Source organism: Arthrobacter sp. 49Tsu3.1M3 (assembly GCF_900168135.1).
Classification (GTDB): Bacteria; Actinomycetota; Actinomycetes; order Actinomycetales; family Micrococcaceae; genus Arthrobacter.
The window spans coordinates 95,249-112,876 of the sequence record NZ_FUZD01000012.1; the positions used below are offsets into that span (position 1 = coordinate 95,249).

Annotated in this window: 17 protein-coding genes; 9 read left to right on the forward strand and 8 right to left on the reverse strand. The window is 66.8% G+C overall.

Going from position 1 to position 17,628, the window contains the following annotated elements; translation table 11 throughout:
• The first annotated feature begins 15 nt into the window (after positions 1-15).
• The 4 genes from B5X90_RS13785 to dnaE all read left to right on the forward strand — a co-directional run bounded on the left by B5X90_RS13785 (position 16) and on the right by dnaE (position 6,124).
• Complete coding sequence (locus B5X90_RS13785; protein ID WP_079553947.1) at positions 16-711, forward strand: DivIVA domain-containing protein; 696 nt, start codon at positions 16-18, stop codon at positions 709-711.
• Between the two features lie 151 nt (positions 712-862).
• A complete protein-coding gene (gene lspA / locus B5X90_RS13790) occupies positions 863-1,441 on the forward strand; it encodes a signal peptidase II (RefSeq protein WP_079553949.1) in 579 nt (192 codons plus the stop codon).
• A 25-nt stretch (positions 1,442-1,466) separates the two neighbouring features.
• Positions 1,467-2,435 carry an RluA family pseudouridine synthase gene (locus B5X90_RS13795; RefSeq protein ID WP_179129149.1) on the forward strand — a complete coding sequence of 323 codons (969 nt, stop codon included), beginning with the start codon at positions 1,467-1,469 and terminating at the stop codon, positions 2,433-2,435.
• A 131-nt stretch (positions 2,436-2,566) separates the two neighbouring features.
• Complete coding sequence (dnaE, locus tag B5X90_RS13800; protein WP_079553951.1) at positions 2,567-6,124, forward strand: DNA polymerase III subunit alpha; 3,558 nt, start codon at positions 2,567-2,569, stop codon at positions 6,122-6,124.
• A gap of 94 nt (positions 6,125-6,218) precedes the next feature.
• On the opposite strand, the gene B5X90_RS13805 is transcribed toward dnaE, so the two are convergent.
• The 4 genes from B5X90_RS13805 to B5X90_RS13820 all read right to left on the reverse strand — a co-directional run bounded on the left by B5X90_RS13805 (position 6,219) and on the right by B5X90_RS13820 (position 9,119).
• Positions 6,219-7,076, reverse strand: coding sequence for an anti-sigma factor (locus B5X90_RS13805; RefSeq protein ID WP_079553953.1), 858 nt, complete (start codon positions 7,074-7,076; stop codon positions 6,219-6,221).
• The gene (locus B5X90_RS13810) at positions 7,063-7,635 is read right to left on the reverse strand and encodes an RNA polymerase sigma factor (protein ID WP_079553955.1); all 573 of its coding nucleotides are present in this window, start codon (positions 7,633-7,635) and stop codon (positions 7,063-7,065) included. Before B5X90_RS13810 ends, B5X90_RS13805 begins: the two co-directional genes overlap by 14 nt.
• Before the next feature lie 183 nt (positions 7,636-7,818).
• Entirely contained in the window at positions 7,819-8,535 is a 717-nt protein-coding gene (locus B5X90_RS13815) for a DUF4397 domain-containing protein (RefSeq protein WP_079553958.1), read from the reverse strand.
• 125 nt (positions 8,536-8,660) lie between these two features.
• Positions 8,661-9,119, reverse strand: coding sequence for a flavin reductase family protein (locus tag B5X90_RS13820; protein ID WP_143264755.1), 459 nt, complete (start codon positions 9,117-9,119; stop codon positions 8,661-8,663).
• Between the two features lie 195 nt (positions 9,120-9,314).
• On the opposite strand from B5X90_RS13820, the gene B5X90_RS13825 reads away from it, so the two are divergent.
• From B5X90_RS13825 to nrdR, 3 genes are all read left to right on the forward strand, one after another.
• The gene (locus tag B5X90_RS13825; protein WP_079553962.1) at positions 9,315-9,884 is read left to right on the forward strand and encodes a hypothetical protein; all 570 of its coding nucleotides are present in this window, start codon (positions 9,315-9,317) and stop codon (positions 9,882-9,884) included.
• A gap of 37 nt (positions 9,885-9,921) precedes the next feature.
• Complete coding sequence (hisD, locus tag B5X90_RS13830) at positions 9,922-11,274, forward strand: histidinol dehydrogenase (RefSeq protein ID WP_079554012.1); 1,353 nt, start codon at positions 9,922-9,924, stop codon at positions 11,272-11,274.
• A 103-nt stretch (positions 11,275-11,377) separates the two neighbouring features.
• Positions 11,378-11,881, forward strand: a complete 504-nt coding sequence (gene nrdR, locus B5X90_RS13835; protein WP_028275865.1) for a transcriptional regulator NrdR — start codon at positions 11,378-11,380, stop codon at positions 11,879-11,881.
• Between the two features lie 196 nt (positions 11,882-12,077).
• On the opposite strand, the gene ppgK is transcribed toward nrdR, so the two are convergent.
• Both ppgK and map read right to left on the reverse strand, forming a co-directional pair.
• The gene (ppgK, locus tag B5X90_RS13840; protein ID WP_079553964.1) at positions 12,078-12,881 is read right to left on the reverse strand and encodes a polyphosphate--glucose phosphotransferase; all 804 of its coding nucleotides are present in this window, start codon (positions 12,879-12,881) and stop codon (positions 12,078-12,080) included.
• 98 nt (positions 12,882-12,979) lie between these two features.
• Positions 12,980-13,858 (reverse strand): type I methionyl aminopeptidase, encoded by an 879-nt coding sequence (gene map / locus B5X90_RS13845; RefSeq protein WP_079553966.1) that lies wholly within the window; start codon positions 13,856-13,858, stop codon positions 12,980-12,982.
• Between the two features lie 115 nt (positions 13,859-13,973).
• Here map and B5X90_RS21020 point away from each other — a divergent pair, with 115 nt between their 5' ends.
• Positions 13,974-14,138, forward strand: coding sequence for an SPOR domain-containing protein (locus B5X90_RS21020; protein WP_018772367.1), 165 nt, complete (start codon positions 13,974-13,976; stop codon positions 14,136-14,138).
• A gap of 145 nt (positions 14,139-14,283) precedes the next feature.
• Positions 14,284-16,317, forward strand: a complete 2,034-nt coding sequence (locus B5X90_RS13850; protein ID WP_079553968.1) for a phage holin family protein — start codon at positions 14,284-14,286, stop codon at positions 16,315-16,317.
• A gap of 52 nt (positions 16,318-16,369) precedes the next feature.
• Here the strand turns inward: B5X90_RS13850 and B5X90_RS13855 are convergent, their stop codons facing one another.
• Both B5X90_RS13855 and B5X90_RS13860 read right to left on the reverse strand, forming a co-directional pair.
• Complete coding sequence (locus tag B5X90_RS13855; protein ID WP_079553970.1) at positions 16,370-17,128, reverse strand: MBL fold metallo-hydrolase; 759 nt, start codon at positions 17,126-17,128, stop codon at positions 16,370-16,372.
• Between the two features lie 23 nt (positions 17,129-17,151).
• Positions 17,152-17,541 (reverse strand): SHOCT domain-containing protein, encoded by a 390-nt coding sequence (locus B5X90_RS13860; RefSeq protein ID WP_079553972.1) that lies wholly within the window; start codon positions 17,539-17,541, stop codon positions 17,152-17,154.
• Positions 17,542-17,628 lie beyond the last annotated feature (87 nt).

Here is a 17,628-nt window from a genome sequence, read left to right on the forward strand (position 1 = left end):
CAACGAGGTGACCAGATGGCTTTGACGCCAGAAGACGTTGTCAACAAGCGCTTTCAGCCGACCAAGTTCCGCGAAGGCTACGACCAGGACGAGGTTGACGACTTCCTGGACGAGATCGTCGTCGAACTTCGGCGCCTGAACCAGGAGAACGACGAGCTGCGCAAGAAGCTCGCCGAATCCGGCGCCGGCACGCCTGCCAGCTCCGCAGCCGCCGCACCCGTGGTGGAAAAGGTCCCGGCGCCCGTCAAGGCCGAGAAGGAAGACACCGCCAAGGCCGAGGCCGAGGCCAAGGCAAAGGCGGCCGCAGAAGGCGCCAAGAAGAAGGAAGCCGAGCAGGCTGCCAAGGCCGCCCAGGTTGTCGAGCCGGCACGCAGCGCCGCCACCCCGGCGTCGGAGTCCGCCGCCGGACTGCTCGCCATGGCGCAGCAGATGCACGACAAGCACATCGCTGACGGCGAGCAGCAGCGGGACAAGATCATCGCTGAAGCCCAGATCGAGGCCAGCAGCCTCGTCAACGATGCGCAGGAAAAGTCCCGCAAGATCCTCGGTGCCCTCGAGCAGCAGCGCTCCGTCCTGGAACGCAAGGTCGAGCAGCTTCGCGGCTTCGAGCGCGACTACCGCTCACGCCTGAAGGCCTACATCGAAGGCCAGCTCCGCGACCTGGACGCCCGCGGCTCCGTTGCGGCCCCCGAGGTTGGCGAAGCCAGCTAGGGCAAAAAGCAAGTATTCTGAAAGCCGGTGGCTGAGGATTCCTCGGCCGCCGGCTTTTCCCTTTTCCCGCAACGTGCCGGCACCGGCCCAGGTGCCCGGCGCTTGCCGGTACCTGAACCCGGTCCCGCACTGGCTCCCGATCGAAAGCCCTATGACTGACGCACCATCACCAGACGCCATGCAGCCCGTCGAGGCGGCACAGCCCGTGCGCGCCCGGCCGCGGCGGGCAAAGCTGTTTGTCCTGTTCGCTGCCTTCGCGGTCTTCGCCTACGTGTTCGACCAGCTCACCAAGCTCTGGGTCACGACCACCATGACCGAAGGTGAGCGGATCCCCGTGCTTCCCCCGCTGCTGCACTGGTTCTACATCCGCAACTCGGGGGCGGCGTTCTCGATCGGCGAGAACGTCACCTGGGTGTTCACGATCATCATGGCGGCGGTGTCTGTCGCGATCCTGCTGCAGCTGCGCAAGCTCGGCTCGCTCTGGTGGGCCCTGGCGCTGGGGCTGCTGCTCGGCGGCGCACTCGGCAACCTGACGGACCGGCTGTTCCGCGAGCCGTCCTTCGCGATGGGCCATGTGGTGGACTTCATCCAGCTGCCAAACTTCGCGATCTTCAACATCGCCGACTCCGCCGTCGTCTCCGCCGTCGTGATCATCTGCCTGCTCACGCTCCGCGGAATCTCCCTGGACGGCTCGCGCCACACGAAGGAGACGGTGGCTAACGATGTCTGAGACTGCCTCAGGAAGCGCCGCTGACATGGCGGCCGACATGGCCGCCGAACCCGGTACCGCAGCCGCTGGGCACCACCGCTTCACCGTCACGGAGGACCTCGCCGGTTCCCGCGTGGACGCCGGACTGGCCAGGCTGATGGACATCTCCCGCTCCCAGGCCGCCGTCCTGATCGCCGAAGGCAACGTCACCAGCAACGCAGGGAAGGTCGGAAAGTCCCTCAAACTCACCCTGGGCACCGTGCTGGAGGTCGTGGTGCCGGACCGCAGGGACCCCCTGGAAATCGTGGAGGAAGTAGTGGACGACCTGTTGATCCTGCTGGACGATGACGACTTTGTGGTCATCGACAAACCGGTCGGTGTGGCCGCGCACCCCTCGCCCGGATGGGTGGGACCCACGGTGGTGGGTGGCCTCGCCGGGCTCGGCTACCGGATTTCGACGTCGGGCGCCCCGGAGCGCGCCGGCATCGTCCACCGGCTCGACGTCGGCACTTCCGGTGTCATGGTGGTGGCCAAGACCGAAAATGCCTACACCGTGCTCAAGCGCGCCTTCAAGGAGCGCACCGTGGACAAGGTCTACCACGCCGTCGTACAGGGCCTTCCCGATCCGCTGGCGGGCACCATCGACGCGCCCATCGGCCGGCACCCCGGCCATGACTGGCGGTTTGCCGTGACCGAGGACGGCCGTGATTCGGTGACGCACTATGAGGTCCTGGAAGCTTTCGGGAAAGCCTCACTCGTGGAGGTGCACCTCGAGACGGGCCGCACCCACCAGATCCGCGTGCACTTCTCGGCCCTGCGCCACCCCTGCGCCGGTGACCTCACCTACGGTGCAGACCCGCGGCTGGCTGCCACCCTCGGGCTGACCCGGCAGTGGCTGCACGCCCGGGAACTGTCCTTCGACCACCCGCGTACCGGGGAGCGGGTGACTGTCGCCAGCGAGTACCCGCAGGACCTGCAGTACGCGTTGACGGTCCTGGAGTCCGGAAACGCCTGAGCCGCAGGCACGGGCGGCGTGAATCCACGGGGTTCTGCCGGGCCGGCGGATCCTGCCGGCCTGGCCGGCAGGTTCCATCCTCACCGCCGTGGCTGCACACCGCCGTCGCGGCACGGCACTAGAATGGTGCGGTGACTTCCAGCAACGACTCGTTTGTCCATCTCCACAACCACACCGAGTACTCGATGCTGGACGGTGCCGCCCGGCTCGGTGAGCTGTTCGACGAAACCGAGCGGCTCGGCATGCCGGCCCTCGCCACGACCGACCACGGCTACCTGTTCGGCGCCTTCGACTTCTGGAAGCGCGCAACCGACCAGGGCATCAGGCCCATTATCGGTGTCGAAGCCTATGTGACTCCCGGGACCGCCCGCACGGACAAGACCCGTGTGCGCTGGGGCGAGGAGCACCAGCGCAAGGACGACATCTCCGGCGGCGGCTCGTACACGCACATGACCCTGCTCAGCTACAACAACGTGGGCATGCGGAACCTTTTCCGGGCCTCCTCGATCGCCTCGCTGGACTCGGTCTTCGGCAAATGGCCCCGGCTGGACCGTGAGCTGCTGAACACCTACTCGGAAGGGCTCATCGCCACCACCGGCTGCCCGTCCGGCGAGGTCCAGACCCGGCTGCGCCTCGGCCAGTACCGCGAAGCCCTGGAGGCCGCGGCGGAGTTCCGCGACATCTTCGGGGCGGAGAACTACTTCTGTGAGCTCATGGACCACGGCCTGGACATCGAGCGGCGCGTCACCGGTGACCTGCTGCGCCTGGCCAAGGACCTGAACCTGCCGCTGGTGGCCACCAACGACCTGCACTACACGCACGAGCACGACGCGAAGGCGCACGAGGCCCTGCTGGCCATCCAGTCCGGTTCCACCCTCCTGGAGCCGACCTACGACAATGGCGGCTCGCGCTTCGCGTTCTCCGGCAGCGGCTACTACCTGAAGTCACCTCAGGAAATGCGCGAACTGTTCCGCGACCACCCCGAGGCGTGCGACAACACGCTCCTGATCGCCGAACGCTGCGAAGTCTCCTTCAACACCGGCGCCAACTACATGCCCCGGTTCCCCTGCCCGGAGGGGGAGGACGAAACGTCCTGGCTGGTCAAGGAGGTCGACAAGGGACTCCACTACCGCTATCCCGGGGGCATCCCGGACAAGGTCCGCAAGCAGGCCGACTATGAGCTCGAAGTCATCACCTCGATGGGCTTCCCGGGCTACTTCCTCGTCGTCGCCGACTTCATCAACTGGGCCAAGAACAACGGCATCCGGGTCGGCCCCGGGCGTGGCTCCGGTGCTGGCTCCATGGTGGCCTACGCCATGCGCATCACCGACCTGGACCCGCTGCACCACGGCCTGATCTTCGAGCGCTTCCTCAACCCGGACCGCGTCTCCATGCCTGACTTCGACGTCGACTTCGATGACCGGCGCCGTTCCGAAGTGATCGACTACGTCACACGCAAATACGGCGACGAACGCGTGGCGATGATCGTCACCTACGGCACGATCAAGACCAAGCAGGCCCTCAAGGACTCTTCGCGCGTGCTGGGCTACCCGTTCAGCATGGGCGAGCAGCTGACCAAGGCGCTGCCGCCGGCGGTCATGGCCAAGGACATCCCGCTGGCCGACATCCAGAACCCCCAGTCCAAGCGCTACGGCGAGGCCGGCGACTTCCGCCAGCTCATCAGCACCGACCCGGAGGCCGCCAAGGTCTTCGAGACGGCGCTGGGCATCGAGGGCCTGAAGCGGCAATGGGGCGTGCACGCCGCCGGCGTCATCATGTCCTCGGACCCCATCATCGACGTGATCCCGATCATGCGCCGCTTCCAGGACGGCCAGGTCATCACCCAGTTCGACTACCCGACGTCCGAAGGCCTCGGCCTGATCAAGATGGACTTCCTCGGGCTTCGAAACCTGACGATCATTTCCGATGCCCTGGAAAACATCAAAATGAACCGCGGCATCGAGCTCGACCTCGAAACGCTCGAGCTGGATGACACGGCGTCCTACGAGCTGCTCGCCCGCGGAGACACACTGGGCGTCTTCCAGCTCGACGGCGGACCCATGCGGTCCCTGCTCAAGCTGATGAAGCCCGACAACTTCGAAGACATCTCCGCCGTCCTGGCCCTCTACCGGCCCGGACCCATGGGCGCCAACGCGCACACCGACTACGCGCTGCGCAAGAACAAGATCCAGGAAGTCATCCCGATCCACCCGGAGCTCGAGGAACCGCTGTCCGAAATCCTGGGCGGGACCTACGGGCTGATCGTGTACCAGGAGCAGGTCATGGCCGTGGCGCAGAAACTTGCCGGCTATACCCTTGGCCAGGCCGATATCCTGCGCCGCGCCATGGGCAAGAAGAAAAAATCCGAGCTGGACAAGCAGTTCGCCGGCTTCTCCCAGGGCATGCAGGACAACGGCTATTCCATGGCCGCAGTCAAGACCCTCTGGGACATCCTGCTGCCGTTCTCCGACTACGCCTTCAACAAGGCGCACTCGGCCGCCTACGGGGTGATCTCCTACTGGACCGCGTACCTGAAGGCGCACTACGCGCCGGAGTACATGGCTGCCCTGCTGACGTCGGTGGGCGACGACAAGGACAAGTCGGCGATCTACCTCAACGAATGCCGGCGCATGGGCATCACGGTGCTGCCGCCCGACGTCAACGAGTCAGCCCTCAACTTCACCCCTGTGGGCACCGACATCCGCTTCGGCATGGGCGCCATCCGCAACGTCGGCGTGAACGCCGTCGAGGCCATGGTGGCGGCGCGCGAAAAAGAAGGCGCCTACACCTCCTTCAAGGACTACCTCCTGAAGGTACCGGCGGTGGTCTGCAACAAGCGGACCATCGAATCCCTGATCAAGGCCGGCGCCTTCGACTCGCTCGGCCACCCCCGGCGGGCCCTGGCCATGATCCATGAAGAAGCGATCGACTCCGTCATCACCCTCAAGCGCAACGAGGCGATCGGCCAGTTCGACCTCTTCGCAGGCTTTGAGGACCAGGAGCCGGAGGCATCGCTCAGCACCGAGATCCCCGATCTGCCGGAATGGGAGAAGAAGGACAAACTGGCGTTCGAGCGCGACATGCTCGGCCTCTACGTCTCCGACCACCCGCTGCAAGGGCTGGAAGGGCTCCTGAGCCAGCACGCCGACCGGTCGATCACCTCGATCATCGCCGAGGACGGGCCGCCGGACGGCTCGATCGTGACCATCGCCGGCATGATCACCTCGCTCAGCCGACGGATCGCCAAGGCCAGCGGCAACGCCTACGCCCGGGCCGAAATCGAGGACCTCGCCGGTTCCATGGAGGTCATGTTCTTCGGCCAGGTCTACGGCCCTATCGCCTCGGTGCTCGCGGAGGACCTGATCGTGGTGGTCAAGGGACGCCTGCAGCGGCGCGACGACGGCGCCGTCACCTTGAACTGCATGGAACTCTCCGTACCGGACCTCAGCGACAGCCAGAACGGGCCCGTGGTGATCACCATGGCCACGCACAAGGCCACCGAGGCCGTGGTTACCGAGCTGGGCGACGTGCTGCGCACCCACCGCGGAAATTCGGAGGTCCGCCTGCACCTGCAGGGCGACACCCGGGTGGAGGTCATGGGCTTGCCGGTGCACCTTCGCGTCAACCCGAGCCCGTCACTGTTCGGCGACTTGAAGGTGCTGCTCGGCCCGACGTGCCTGGATAACTGACGTGCAGGGGGTGCCGGCCGCCACGCAAGGCTGAGCGGTCCAGCGCGCCCTGAGTCCCTCCCGCCCCGCCAGGGTTCACGATGGTATCCGGGGATCAGCTTTTCGGGTTGAGCGTTCCCCGGGCGATGCTGTCGGCGGAGTGGGCCGGGTTCCCGTTGTATGGCTGGTTGGAGACGTCCACGATGGGGTACTGGGCCAGGTCAACGCCGTCCGGGATGGTGAAAATGCCGGATTCATTGTCGAGGACACCCAGGCTTACCATTCTGGACAGGTCGGCAGAGCCGACCCACACTCCCCGGAATCCGGTGATGGGGTCGTTGGAGAGCCGGATGATCAGGTGCCGGGTTCCATCGGGGAGTTGCTCCACCCGGGCATCTCCGCTCCCGGTATGTGCGGGCAGCGGAGTCAGTGACGTTTGGGCGACGACTGTCGAAACGGGACCCGACTGGGTGGAGGAAGGTGCGGGAGTGCCGGTGTGTCCGAGAACTCCGGCAGCGGTCCATCCGGCGGCCGTGCCGAGAACGATTCCGGCCGCAGCCGCGATAATCCACAGACCGGGACGGCCACGCCTGTCTTTGGCGCTGGGCCGCATTGGTATCGGTGCCGGCTTTGTGCCGGCGCCCTGGTTCGGGCGCGCCTCCGCCGCGGCGGGTTCCTCCGGTGCGGCTGGTTTCTCCGGGGCAGGGGGCCCTGAGCTGGGCTGGCTCAGGGGATCGGTTGCGAGGGCCGGCGCGAGGCCGAGGGCCTGATGGATGGCGGCCCAGTTCTGGCTGCCGGGTCGCTCGAGTTCGATGCCTGCGGTGTCGAGGGTGGCAACGTGCACGGCATGTTGCAGGCCTCGGAGGGTTTCGCTGCACGTGGGGCAGCTGGCGAGGTGGTCGGCGTCGGCGTCCGTGCCCAGGGGCTCGCCGAGGGCCAGCAGACTGAGGAGTTCGGCGTCAAGGTGTTCCATGTTCCACCTCCAGGCGGGTGCGTAAGCGGGTGAGGCTGCGCCGGATGTGGCTTTTGACAGTCCCGAGCGGCAGGTTGAGGCGCGACGAGATCTGGTCGTGAGTCAGGTCTTCATAGAACGCCAGCCGCATTATTGCCTGCTGGGGATCCCCTAAGTGCTCCAGTTCTTCGTCCAGCGCCAGGCGGTCGGCGACCTCTTCGACGTCCCCGGCATCCGGGCGGGAAGCGGGGTCAACGACCAAGAGAGCGGCTGCTTGTTCGAGATGGCGCTGGCGGGAGCGCGCGGACAAGGCGTCGGAGATTGCATTGCGGGCGATCCCGACCAGCCATGCCGGCAGCCGCGCCGCCTCCGGGCGAAAAGTGGTCCGTGATTTCCAGGCCCGAATGAAGACCTCCTGGGTGACGTCGTCGGCAGCGGCCCGCTCTCCCAAGGATCTCAGCGCCAGCGTGTAGACGAGCGGACTGAACCGTCGGTACGCCTCTGCGAGGACGCGTTCGTCGCCGCCGGCAAATGCGTGATCGAGACCGGAGTCCCAATCGTGCGATGCGGCAGCCTCCATCAGGTGCTCCTTTGAGCGGCAGTGGCCCCTGTTGCACCACATTATGCCGCTCGCGCGGGGACTCCGCCATGGTCGAACTGGGTCAGCCTTCCGGGCTGCCACTGTGCGCGTGCCGGTGGGGCCGCGGTTGATGCGGCCCCACCGGGCGGGAAAACAGGATGCCTGCCGAAGTTCCGGATGGGCCTACTCGTGGTGCTCTTTGTGGCCGCGCGATGAGGAGTCCACTACCTGTACGGCGACCCCAAGGTTGTTGTCGGCGAGGCTTCCCCAGGCGTAGACGATGGTGTTTTTCCCCGCAGTGACCTTGACGTCGGCCGGGCCGATCAGCGCTTCAGTGGTTCCCTCGGCTGCGACCGAGGCCGGGACGGTTCCGGCCTTGAGGGTGAGGGTTTTTTGATGCCGGTTGGTGAGTCCCTCAATCACCGCGTTGCCACCGGCCAGGACATCGACGGCGGGAGCCGCAGCGACGTGCCGGACGGTCAGCTTGCCCTTTCCATCCGGGCTGGCGGAGGTGCTATTGGTGAAAAGGGTGGCCGTGGGCTTCCCGTCAGCGGCCAGATGTGCGACTGCTGTGTAGTCCCGACCTGCTTCGAGGTCCACCGTTACGGGACCTATCACGGGGTGGTCGGCGCTGGTGGCGTCGGCACCGGTGATGGCGACCTTGTGGTCCCCGTCGGGGACGTTCAACGGCCCGGCCAATGTGCCCGGTGTGAAATTATCCAGGGTGAGTTTGCCGTCGACCCAGACGTCTACGGTAAGGCCCGGAACGCCGTGGAGGACGGAGAGTTTTGCCGTTCCCTCGTCGCTGTGGTGCCAGGTCCCGGCCTGGGCCGGGGAGGCCAGGGCCACTGCTGCCAGCAGCGTCATTGCTCCGGTGGCTGCAGAGAGTGTCTTGCGCATTTCCAACTCCTCATCGGGGCCCCACTTGGGGGCGGTGGTTGTGCTTACACCCTTACTACCGGCCAAAGGCCGTCGGCGGATGCACCACCGGGAAAGTTTTAATGCGCAGCCCGTCGAGGCGTCTGTCAGATCTCGTAGTCGAGTGGAACGGGCTGGCTGTAGGCCCCGGAGTGGTAGAGCAGGGGAACGCCGTCGTCGCCGACCTGGCCCTCCACCACCTCGACCACCACAACCGCGTTGTTCTCGAAGGAGAGCCGCATCTGAACCTTGCCGATCAGCCAGCCGCTGACTCCCTTGAGCACGGGCACCTCGTAGGGCCCGAGCTCCCAGTGATCGCCGTCGAACCGGTTGCCGGCCCGGGCGAAACGGTCGGCGAGCTCCTGGTTTTCCAGCCCGAGCATGTGCACGCCAATGTAGGTCGTGTTCGCTACGGCCGGCCACGAGCTGGAGGTCCTGGCCATGTTGAACGTAAAGCGCGGCGGCTTGGCGGACAGCGAGGCCACGGAGGTCGCCGTGAATCCGAACGGGACACCGTTGTGGTTGGCCGTGATGATGGCCACGCCCGCCGCGTGCCGGCGGAACATTTCCCTGAATGTTCCCTCGAAAATACCTTCATCTGTGGCCACTGCGATCCAACTCCCTGCTGCACGTGCGTGTCGTACTTCTACTCTGCCAGCGTATTGCGCAGGGGAATCGAGTGCGGCATTTTCTTTACGCCTCCCGTCATGTGCTGCCGGCCGGCGTCATGCGCCACGGGAATCCTTGTTACGGTTTGTTGCATGACACAGTCCGCAGTAGACGGCCCCGTCCACCACACCGGGGAGCCCGCACAGCCCGAGCGGCATGCCGAGGGGCAGCCCGGTCCCGGGGGGACATGGCGGAAGGCCGCGGTCATCGCGGCCGCCGGCATCCCGGTGGGGCTGCTCTGGTGGCTTCTGGCGCCGTCGGGCCTGAATGTCCTGACCGGGAACCCTGACCTCGCCGCCGGCACCAACACCGCCACCTGGCTGCCCCGGGACCTTGTGCTGGCGGGGCTGTGCCTGCTCGCAGGGTGCATTGCCGGCTCGTTCGTCGCCGGCAACAAGCACCAGCAGCCCGGACCCGGCACCGTTGTCCTCGTGGTCCTCGCCGGTGCTGCGGGTGCGCTCATCGCGTGGGGAACCGGCGTGCTCAGCGCCCAATGGTGGGGGGCGCCGGCAGATACCTCGGCCAGCGCCAGCGTCGCCTTCTCCCTGCGCTCCTATGCGGTCCTCGCCATCTGGCCGGCAGCGATAGCCCTGGCCATCTTCCTCAACAGCCTCTTCCCGGGCAACGGCGGCAACCCCGCCGCGGCGGGGCACGTAAAATGATCGGGTGAGCCTAACTCCTGACAGCCCCGTGACCCCGATGACCGCCACCCTTAACTTCCGCACGGTGGACGTGCGCGGTGCGCACCTGTCTCTCGCCGGACTCCGCGCAGCCGTGCCCCGGGCACAGTCCGGGACGATGGCCGACGCCGAGGGCAAGGTCCTGGATATCATCTCCGCCGTCCGCACCCGGGGCTTCGCCGCACTGCGGGAGCTGGCACAGGCGTTCGACGGCGTCGAACAGGCGCATCCCCGCGTCCCGGCCGAGGCGCTGCGTGCAGCCCTTGAGAACCTGGATCCCGCCGTTCGCGCGGCCCTGGAGGAATCCATTAAGCGGGCCCGCGCCTTCGCCGACGCCCAGCGCCCGGCGAACATCGACGTCGAACTCGGCGAGGGCGCCGTCGTCAGCCAGAACTGGGTGCCGGTGGCGCGCGTGGGGCTCTATGTCCCCGGCGGCCTGGCTGTCTACCCGTCCTCGGTGATCATGAACGTGGTCCCGGCCCTGGCCGCCGGCGTCGAATCGATTGCCCTCGCCTCGCCGCCGCAAAAGAACTTCGGCGGCCTCCCGCACCCCACGATCCTGGCTGCGGCCTGCCTGCTGGGCATCGAGGAGGTCTACGCGATCGGCGGGGCGCAGGCCATTGCGGCCTTCGCCTACGGCATCCCGGCCGACGCGTCCGACGGCGGCCACCTCCCCGGGATCGACCCCGTGGATGTCGTCACCGGTCCGGGCAATATCTTCGTGGCCACCGCCAAGCGCCTGGTCAAAGGGGTTGTCGGGATCGATTCCGAGGCCGGCACTACGGAGATCGCGATCCTCGCGGACGCCACCGCCAGTCCGGCCCTGGTAGCCGCGGACCTCATCAGCCAGGCCGAGCACGACCCCAAGGCTGCCTCGGTGCTGTTCACCGACTCCGAGGCCCTCGCCGCCGAGGTCCGCGTGGAGCTCGAGCGGCAGGCCGCTGCCACCAAGCACTCCAGCCGCGTCCGCGAGGCGCTCTCGGGCCCGCAGTCCGGGGTGGTGTTGGTCGAGGACTTGGAGCAGGGCATTGCTGCCTGCGACGCGTACGCCGCGGAACACCTTGAAATCATGACCGCCGACGCCGCCCGGGTGGCCGGCCGGATCCGCAGCGCGGGTGCGATCTTCGTGGGGGACTACAGTCCCGTCAGCCTGGGGGACTATTGCGCCGGCTCCAACCACGTGCTGCCCACCAGCGGCACCGCGGCCTTCTCCTCCGGACTGAACGTGACCACGTTCCTGCGGGCCATCCAGGTCATCAACTACACCCGCTCCGCGTTGGAGCAGGTCAGCGGCCACATCGTCAGCCTCTCCGGCGCGGAGGACCTGCCGGCGCACGGCGAGGCCGTCACGGTGCGGTTCGCAGCCCGGTAGTTCAGGTCCCGGACCACTACATGTAGTAATTACAGGCTTGTTATTCAGCTACATCTAGTCGTAAACTGATCTCACAGCGGATTGCGACAGGGGAGGAACTGACATGTATTGCCCGTTCTGCCGGAACCCTGATTCGCGTGTCGTGGACAGCCGGATCGCCGACGACGGCTCTGCCATCCGGCGCCGCCGGCAGTGCCCCGAATGCGGACGCCGGTTCACCACTGTGGAAACCACGAGCCTGACCGTCATCAAGCGCTCGGGTGTCGGCGAGCCGTTCAGCCGCAGCAAGGTCATCAACGGCGTTCGCAAAGCCTGCCAGGGCCGCCCGGTCACCGAAGACGACCTCGCCCTGCTGGCGCAGGAAGTCGAGGAGGCGATCCGGGGCTCCGGCGCCGCCGAAATCGAGGCCCACGAAGTCGGGCTGGCGATCCTGGAGCCGCTGCAGCGTCTCGACGAGGTCGCCTACCTGCGGTTCGCCAGCGTCTACCAGGCCTTCGAATCGCTCGAGGACTTCGAATCGGCGATTTCCCTGCTTCGCCATGAGGCAGAGACCAAGGGCCGGGACGGCAAGAGCCCGGACAAGCGGCCGCTGCAGGCGCCGTCGTAAATGTCCTGATTGTCCTGGCGACTGCGTCCCAGGATCCACCACAGACTCCGGTGGTGGCAGCGGAGGGGAAGCCGCAGCCACCACCGGCTCCACGTCACCGCTCCACATAGAAATTGAGCTATCACTCCGGGTCGTTCCCAGCGTTCAGGACGACCCGGAGTGATAGCTCAATTGGCTTTAAGAGTGCAATGGGCCTTTATTTGGCCAGCTTGTGCTTGAGGGCAATCTCGATGGCCGCGCCCACGATCCCGGCGTCGTTTTTCAGCTCGGCCGGGACGATCGGCGTGCGCAGCTTCATGTGCGGCAGGTACTCGTTCGCACGCTTGGAGATGCCGCCGCCCACGATGAAGAGCTCGGGGGAGAACAGGAACTCCACGTGGGAGAAGTAGCGCTGCAGCAGCACGCTGTACTGTTCCCAGCTGAGGCCCTCGCGCTCACGGGCCACGGCCGAGGCCTTGGTCTCGGCGTCGAAGCCGTCGATCTCGAGGTGCCCGAGTTCGGCGTTGGGAACCAGCTTGCCGTCGAAGATGAACGCCGAGCCGATGCCGGTGCCAAGGGTGATCACCAGCACCGTGCCGGCGACTCCCTCGCCGGCACCGAAGCGGGCCTCGGCGAGTCCGGCGGCGTCGGCGTCGTTGATGACCTCCACAGGGCGGCCGAGACGCGCCGTGAGCATGGCATCGATGTCGGCTTCCAGCCACGACTTGTCTACGTTCGCGGCCGAATGGACGACGCCGTGCTGGATGATGCCGGGGAAGGTGACCCCCACGGGGCTGCTGGCGTCGGGGGCATCGGAACGGGCCGAGAGCTCGGCGACAACCTGCGCGACGACTTCGGCCACGGACTCGGGGGTGGAGGGCTGCGGGGTCGGGAAGCGCACGCGGTCACCGATCAGCTTCCCCTTTTTCAGGTCCACGATCCCGCCCTTGATTCCGGTCCCGCCGATGTCAATGCCGATCAGCGGGGCGTTCTTCTTCGACTTTTCGTCCTTCTTGGCCAATGTCGTTCCGTTCGTGGCAGGGGCGGGCTGTAGTGACCGGGCAGGGCCGGTTGTGAAAGAGCGGGGTGGTTCCGGGAACTAGCGTGTCGAGCAGGGGGTCAGGGCAGCGTGAGGACCTCTGCGCCGGACTCCGTCACGAGCAGGGTGTGCTCGAACTGGGCGGTGCGCTTGCGGTCCCGGGTCACGACGGTCCAGTCATCGGCCCACATGTCCCAGTCGACGGTGCCCAGGGTCAGCATCGGCTCGATCGTGAACACCATACCGGTTTCCATCGTGGTGTTGTATGCGGGCGCGGCGTCGTAGTGCGGAATGATCAGCCCGGTGTGGAAGGCTTCGCCAACTCCGTGCCCGGTAAAGTCGCGAACCACGCCGTAGCCGAAGCGTTTTGCGTAGGACTCGATGGTCCGGCCGATCACGTTGATTTCGCGGCCGGGAGCCACGGCCCGGATGGCGCGGTTCAGCGATTCCTGGGTGCGCTCGACGAGGAGGCGGGATTCCTCGTCGACGTCGCCGACCAGGAAGGTGTAGTTGGTGTCGCCATGGACGCCGCCGACGAAGGCCGTGATGTCGATGTTGAGGATGTCGCCGTCCCGGACCACGGTGCTGTCCGGGATCCCGTGGCAGATGACCTCGTTAAGGGATGAGCACAGGGACTTCGGAAAGCCCCGGTATCCGAGGGTGGAGGGGTACGCGTTGTGGTCCAGCAGGAACTCATGGCCCACCCGGTCCAGCTGGTCGGTGGTGACGCCGGGTTCGATGTGCCTGCCGACCTCCACGATGGCCTGGGCGGCGATTTTGGAGGCGATCCGGATCTTCTCGATGGTCTCCGCCGACTTGACCTCTGAGCCGGTGAACTTCGCAGGGGCCGGCTTGCCCACATATTCCGGACGCGGGATGGACGGCGGCACGGGAAGCTGCGGGCTCACTGTCCCCGGGACCAGCGTGCCGATGGGTGCAGTTGAGGCTAGAGAAGGCATAGATTGATCATATAAGTAGCCGGGCGCAGCCCGGAAAACACAGCCGGAAAACACAGCCGGAAAACACAGCCGGAAAACACAGCCCGGACACGCTCCGGGCCATGAAGGAGCCCCGATGCCCGAATACTGGTACAACGTCAACACCCACGAGATCGAGGAAGACGCGATGTCCGACTGGAGCCAGCTGATCGGACCGTACAAGACCCGTGAGGAAGCCGAACACGCCCTGGAAAAGGTCAAGGCGCGCAATGAGGCGTGGGACAAGGACGAGGACGACTAGCCCGTACGGGCCTGTTGCGCCCGCGGGAACGTCCCCCCGGCGACCGCGGACCGGACACCGCACACGCTGACTGATTTTTCCCCGCCCGTGATTCTCACCCTGTGAGGGTGAGTGCCGGCCGGTTGCCGCCCGCCATACTGGGAAAATGCCGACGCGCGTTGTCCGCACCCGCGGCGCCCGAATCTCAGACCTCGCCAGGCTCGCCCTTGCCTGGGCTGCCTCGACTGTAGCCCTCATTATCACCGGCGCCCTGCTGCCGGGGTTCTCTGCGGCCAGCTGGTGGTCATACGCCGCCGTGGCGGCGGCAGCCGGCCTCGTCGGCCTGGTCCTGCGCCCCGTGCTGGTGGAGATCTCGGCCAGGGTGGGCTGGGTGGCAGTGCTTCTTACCGCCCTGGTGGGGCAGGCCCTGATCATGTACGTCGCGATCCGTCTGGTGCCGGGCATCGAGTCGACGCCGTTGACAGCCCTCGCCGCTACCTGGGTCAGTGCCGTCGTGGGCACGCTCATCTCGTGGGCCACCACAGCCGGAACCGATGACGGCCTCATCACCTCGCTGGCCGGACGGGCGCGCCGGCAGGAAACGGTGACTGATCCGGAGGTTGACGGTGTCCTGTTCGTCCAGCTCGACGGGGTCCCTTTCCCGGTGCTGCAGTGGGCGGTCCAGTCCGGGGGAGTTCCCCATCTCCGCCGCTGGCTGGCCTCGGGGGATTACCAGTTCCGTGAATGGACTCCCCAGCTGCCCTGCACCACGCCGGCGAGCCAGATGGGCATACTGCACGGCACGGTCGACGGGATCCCGGCCTTCCGGTGGTATGACCGTGAGCTCCAACGCGTCCTGGTGGCCAACCGTCCGGCAGATGCCCGGGTGATCGAGGAGAGGCACAGCACCGGCCAGGGCCTGCTCTGCGACGACGGCGTCTCCATCTCGAACCTGTTCACCGGCGACGCGCCCCGCTCGTTCTTGACGATGAGCCGGGTAGAGGTCCGGCGCGGCTCGACCCAAACCCGCCGCGCGTTCGCCTGGTTTTTTGCCACCCCGAACGGCTTCATGCGCAGCTTCACGCGCACCGTCGGCGAGATCTTCAAGGAGCGTTGGCAGGCCCGGAGACAGATCAAACGTGACCTCAACCCGCGGGTGCGGCGGGACTGGACCTTCGCCCTGCTGCGGGCTGTCACCAACGGTCTGCTGCGGGACCTGAACACGGCCCTCGTGGCGGAGGAGCTGCGTCGCGGCACGAAGTGCATCTACGTCGACTACGTTGACTACGACGAGATCGCCCACCACGCAGGCATGTTCCGCCCCGAGTCGCTTGCCGCCCTGGATGGCCTGGACCGCACGCTCGGCGCCTTGGCCGAACTCGCCGGGTCCGCTCCCCGCCGCTACCGGCTGGTGGTGCTCTCGGACCACGGCCAGTCCCAGGGCACGCCGTTCGCGGACAGGTATGACCAGGCGCTTGGTGATCTGTGCGCGGAACTGATGCAGGAACAGGTTCAGAACGTGGACGCGTCCGTCGAAGGACTCGGGCGCGCTGACTCCATCGCCGGCGACGTTGCCTCTGGCGGACTGTCCGGGAAGCTCGCCGGCCGTGCCGACGAGGTGCTGACCAAGGCACAAGAGACGCCGGCTCCGGGCGACGCGGCAGAGGATCCGGTGGTCGTGTTGGGCTCGGGCAACCTGGGCCTGGTGTACCTGCGGGGTGACCGGCGCCTGAATCTCCGGGCACTCGAGCATCGGTGGCCGGCACTGGTCCCTGGCCTGGCGGGCCATCCCGGCGTCGGGTTCGTGGCCGGCATCGACGACGACGGCGCGGCGTGGGCGATCGGAAGCGGCGGGCGCGTCAACATCACCAGCGGGGCAGTGGAGGGCACCGACCCGCTGGCCGGCTTCGGGCCGCATGCGGCGCGGGTGCTGCAGCTCGCGCTGATGCACCCCGAGGCGCCGGATCTCTATGTCAACAGCTCGGTGGATCCCGTGACCGGCGACGTTGCAGCCTTCGAAGGCCTCGTGGGATCCCACGGGGGACTGGGGGGCTGGCAGGACCGCGCCCTGCTGATGGGCCCGGCTGATCTCATGGCGGGGCTGCCTGAACGGATTGAGGGTGCCGGGGAACTCCACCAAGTGCTGGTGGCGATGCTTGAGTCCTGTGGCCAGCGCACCACGACGGCGTCCCGCGGCTGAGCGACCGACCGGGGGATTTCCCCGGGGCCGGGTCCAGTCCGAAGTCCTTGGCTTACGGGGGCGCGACCCAGGACTGGCCGGGAGCGAGGACGACTGCTGTGCAGCCGGGAGCCTGTTCCGCCACGGCAGCGGCAAACCGGTGGCCGGGCCGCTCGAGCCAGCTCCGGGCAAAGTAGGTGACGAACGGAGGGTGCAGCGTCCCCCAGTGCACCGGCAGGGCGAACCGTGCGCCGCTCATCGCGACAGCCCGGGCGGCGGTCTCGGGAGTCAGGTGTCCCGCTGAGAGCCTCGGTCCCCACCCCCAGACCGGGACCAGGGCGACATCGATCGGCCCTCCCGCCATGGCGGGGAGAGCGGCCATCTCCGGGAACAAACCCGTGTCACCGGCGATCCACACGATGCCCGACTGGCCGCGAACGAGCTGGCCATTGGCGTCGTTGGGGCGGTGTGGCATTGGCCGGCTGTGATGTTCGGCCGGCACCTGGCGAATCTGGACCCCGCTGCCTACCGGGGTCCAGCCGTCGCCCAAGGAAACTGTGTGCGCCAGCTTTCGGCGACGCAGCCAGGCCACGTTCGCCGGGGCACTCATCAGCGCTGCCCCGCGCAGCATGCGCAGGGAGCGCAACTCGGCGTGGTCGTGGTGCAGGTGGGAGAGGAGCACCGCGTCCGGTCGGGCCCATGAGGACGGATCCGGACGCGGTGCCAGGCGTCGGAGCAACCCGGCATGGGTACGGAGCAGCGGATCGGTGAGGACCCGAACCCCGTCGAGATCCAGAACCACCGTGGAGTGACCAAGCCAGGTGATTCTCATGTCGGGCGCAGCCCGTTTTAGCGTCAGGCCAAGGCCTTTGCCTTGAGCGAATCAAACTCGGTCTGGTTGATGGCTCCGGAATCGAGCAGCGCCCTGGCATCGGCGATCTGGGCGGCGGGACTGGCCGTCGAGCCTGCGGCCTGCTTGATATATTCCTGCTGGGCAGCCTGCTGCTGGGCCACTATCTTCATCTGACGATCGGCCATGCTGCGGCCCCGGGCGATCAGGTAGATGAGGGCGCCGAGCCACGGGACGAAGATCAGCAGGATAACCCAGCCGGCCTTGGCCCACCCGCTGAGCTCGTGGTCGCTGAACAAGTCCATCAGGCAGCGGAACCACACCATCAGCGCAGCGATCCAGATGAAGAACCAGAAACTCCACAGCAGGACGTTCCAGAAGCTGTTCGTGTCCATCAATACTCCTCGAATCGTGTCCGCCGGAGCCTGACCCAACGCTTAGCGCATGAAACCGTCCGGGCCGGCGGAACATCTTGAGGTCCT

Bases quoted from the DNA above. Each gene is read 5' to 3' on its own strand.
- B5X90_RS13795 (WP_179129149.1), top strand. From the start codon at position 1,467: ATGGCGGCCGACATGGCCGCCGAACCCGGTACCGCAGCCGCTGGGCAC.
- B5X90_RS13785 (WP_079553947.1), top strand. From the start codon at position 16: ATGGCTTTGACGCCAGAAGACGTTGTCAACAAGCGCTTTCAGCCGACC.
- map (WP_079553966.1), bottom strand. From the start codon at position 13,858: ATGCCTTCTCTAGCCTCAACTGCACCCATCGGCACGCTGGTCCCGGGG.
- B5X90_RS13810 (WP_079553955.1), bottom strand. From the start codon at position 7,635: ATGGAGGCTGCCGCATCGCACGATTGGGACTCCGGTCTCGATCACGCA.
- nrdR (WP_028275865.1), top strand. From the start codon at position 11,378: ATGTATTGCCCGTTCTGCCGGAACCCTGATTCGCGTGTCGTGGACAGC.
- B5X90_RS21020 (WP_018772367.1), top strand. From the start codon at position 13,974: ATGCCCGAATACTGGTACAACGTCAACACCCACGAGATCGAGGAAGAC.
- hisD (WP_079554012.1), top strand. From the start codon at position 9,922: ATGACCGCCACCCTTAACTTCCGCACGGTGGACGTGCGCGGTGCGCAC.
- B5X90_RS13820 (WP_143264755.1), bottom strand. From the start codon at position 9,119: ATGTTCCGCCGGCACGCGGCGGGCGTGGCCATCATCACGGCCAACCAC.
- B5X90_RS13855 (WP_079553970.1), bottom strand. From the start codon at position 17,128: ATGAGAATCACCTGGCTTGGTCACTCCACGGTGGTTCTGGATCTCGAC.
- B5X90_RS13850 (WP_079553968.1), top strand. From the start codon at position 14,284: ATGCCGACGCGCGTTGTCCGCACCCGCGGCGCCCGAATCTCAGACCTC.
- B5X90_RS13860 (WP_079553972.1), bottom strand. From the start codon at position 17,541: ATGGACACGAACAGCTTCTGGAACGTCCTGCTGTGGAGTTTCTGGTTC.
- lspA (WP_079553949.1), top strand. From the start codon at position 863: ATGACTGACGCACCATCACCAGACGCCATGCAGCCCGTCGAGGCGGCA.
- B5X90_RS13825 (WP_079553962.1), top strand. From the start codon at position 9,315: ATGACACAGTCCGCAGTAGACGGCCCCGTCCACCACACCGGGGAGCCC.
- B5X90_RS13815 (WP_079553958.1), bottom strand. From the start codon at position 8,535: ATGCGCAAGACACTCTCTGCAGCCACCGGAGCAATGACGCTGCTGGCA.
- B5X90_RS13805 (WP_079553953.1), bottom strand. From the start codon at position 7,076: ATGGAACACCTTGACGCCGAACTCCTCAGTCTGCTGGCCCTCGGCGAG.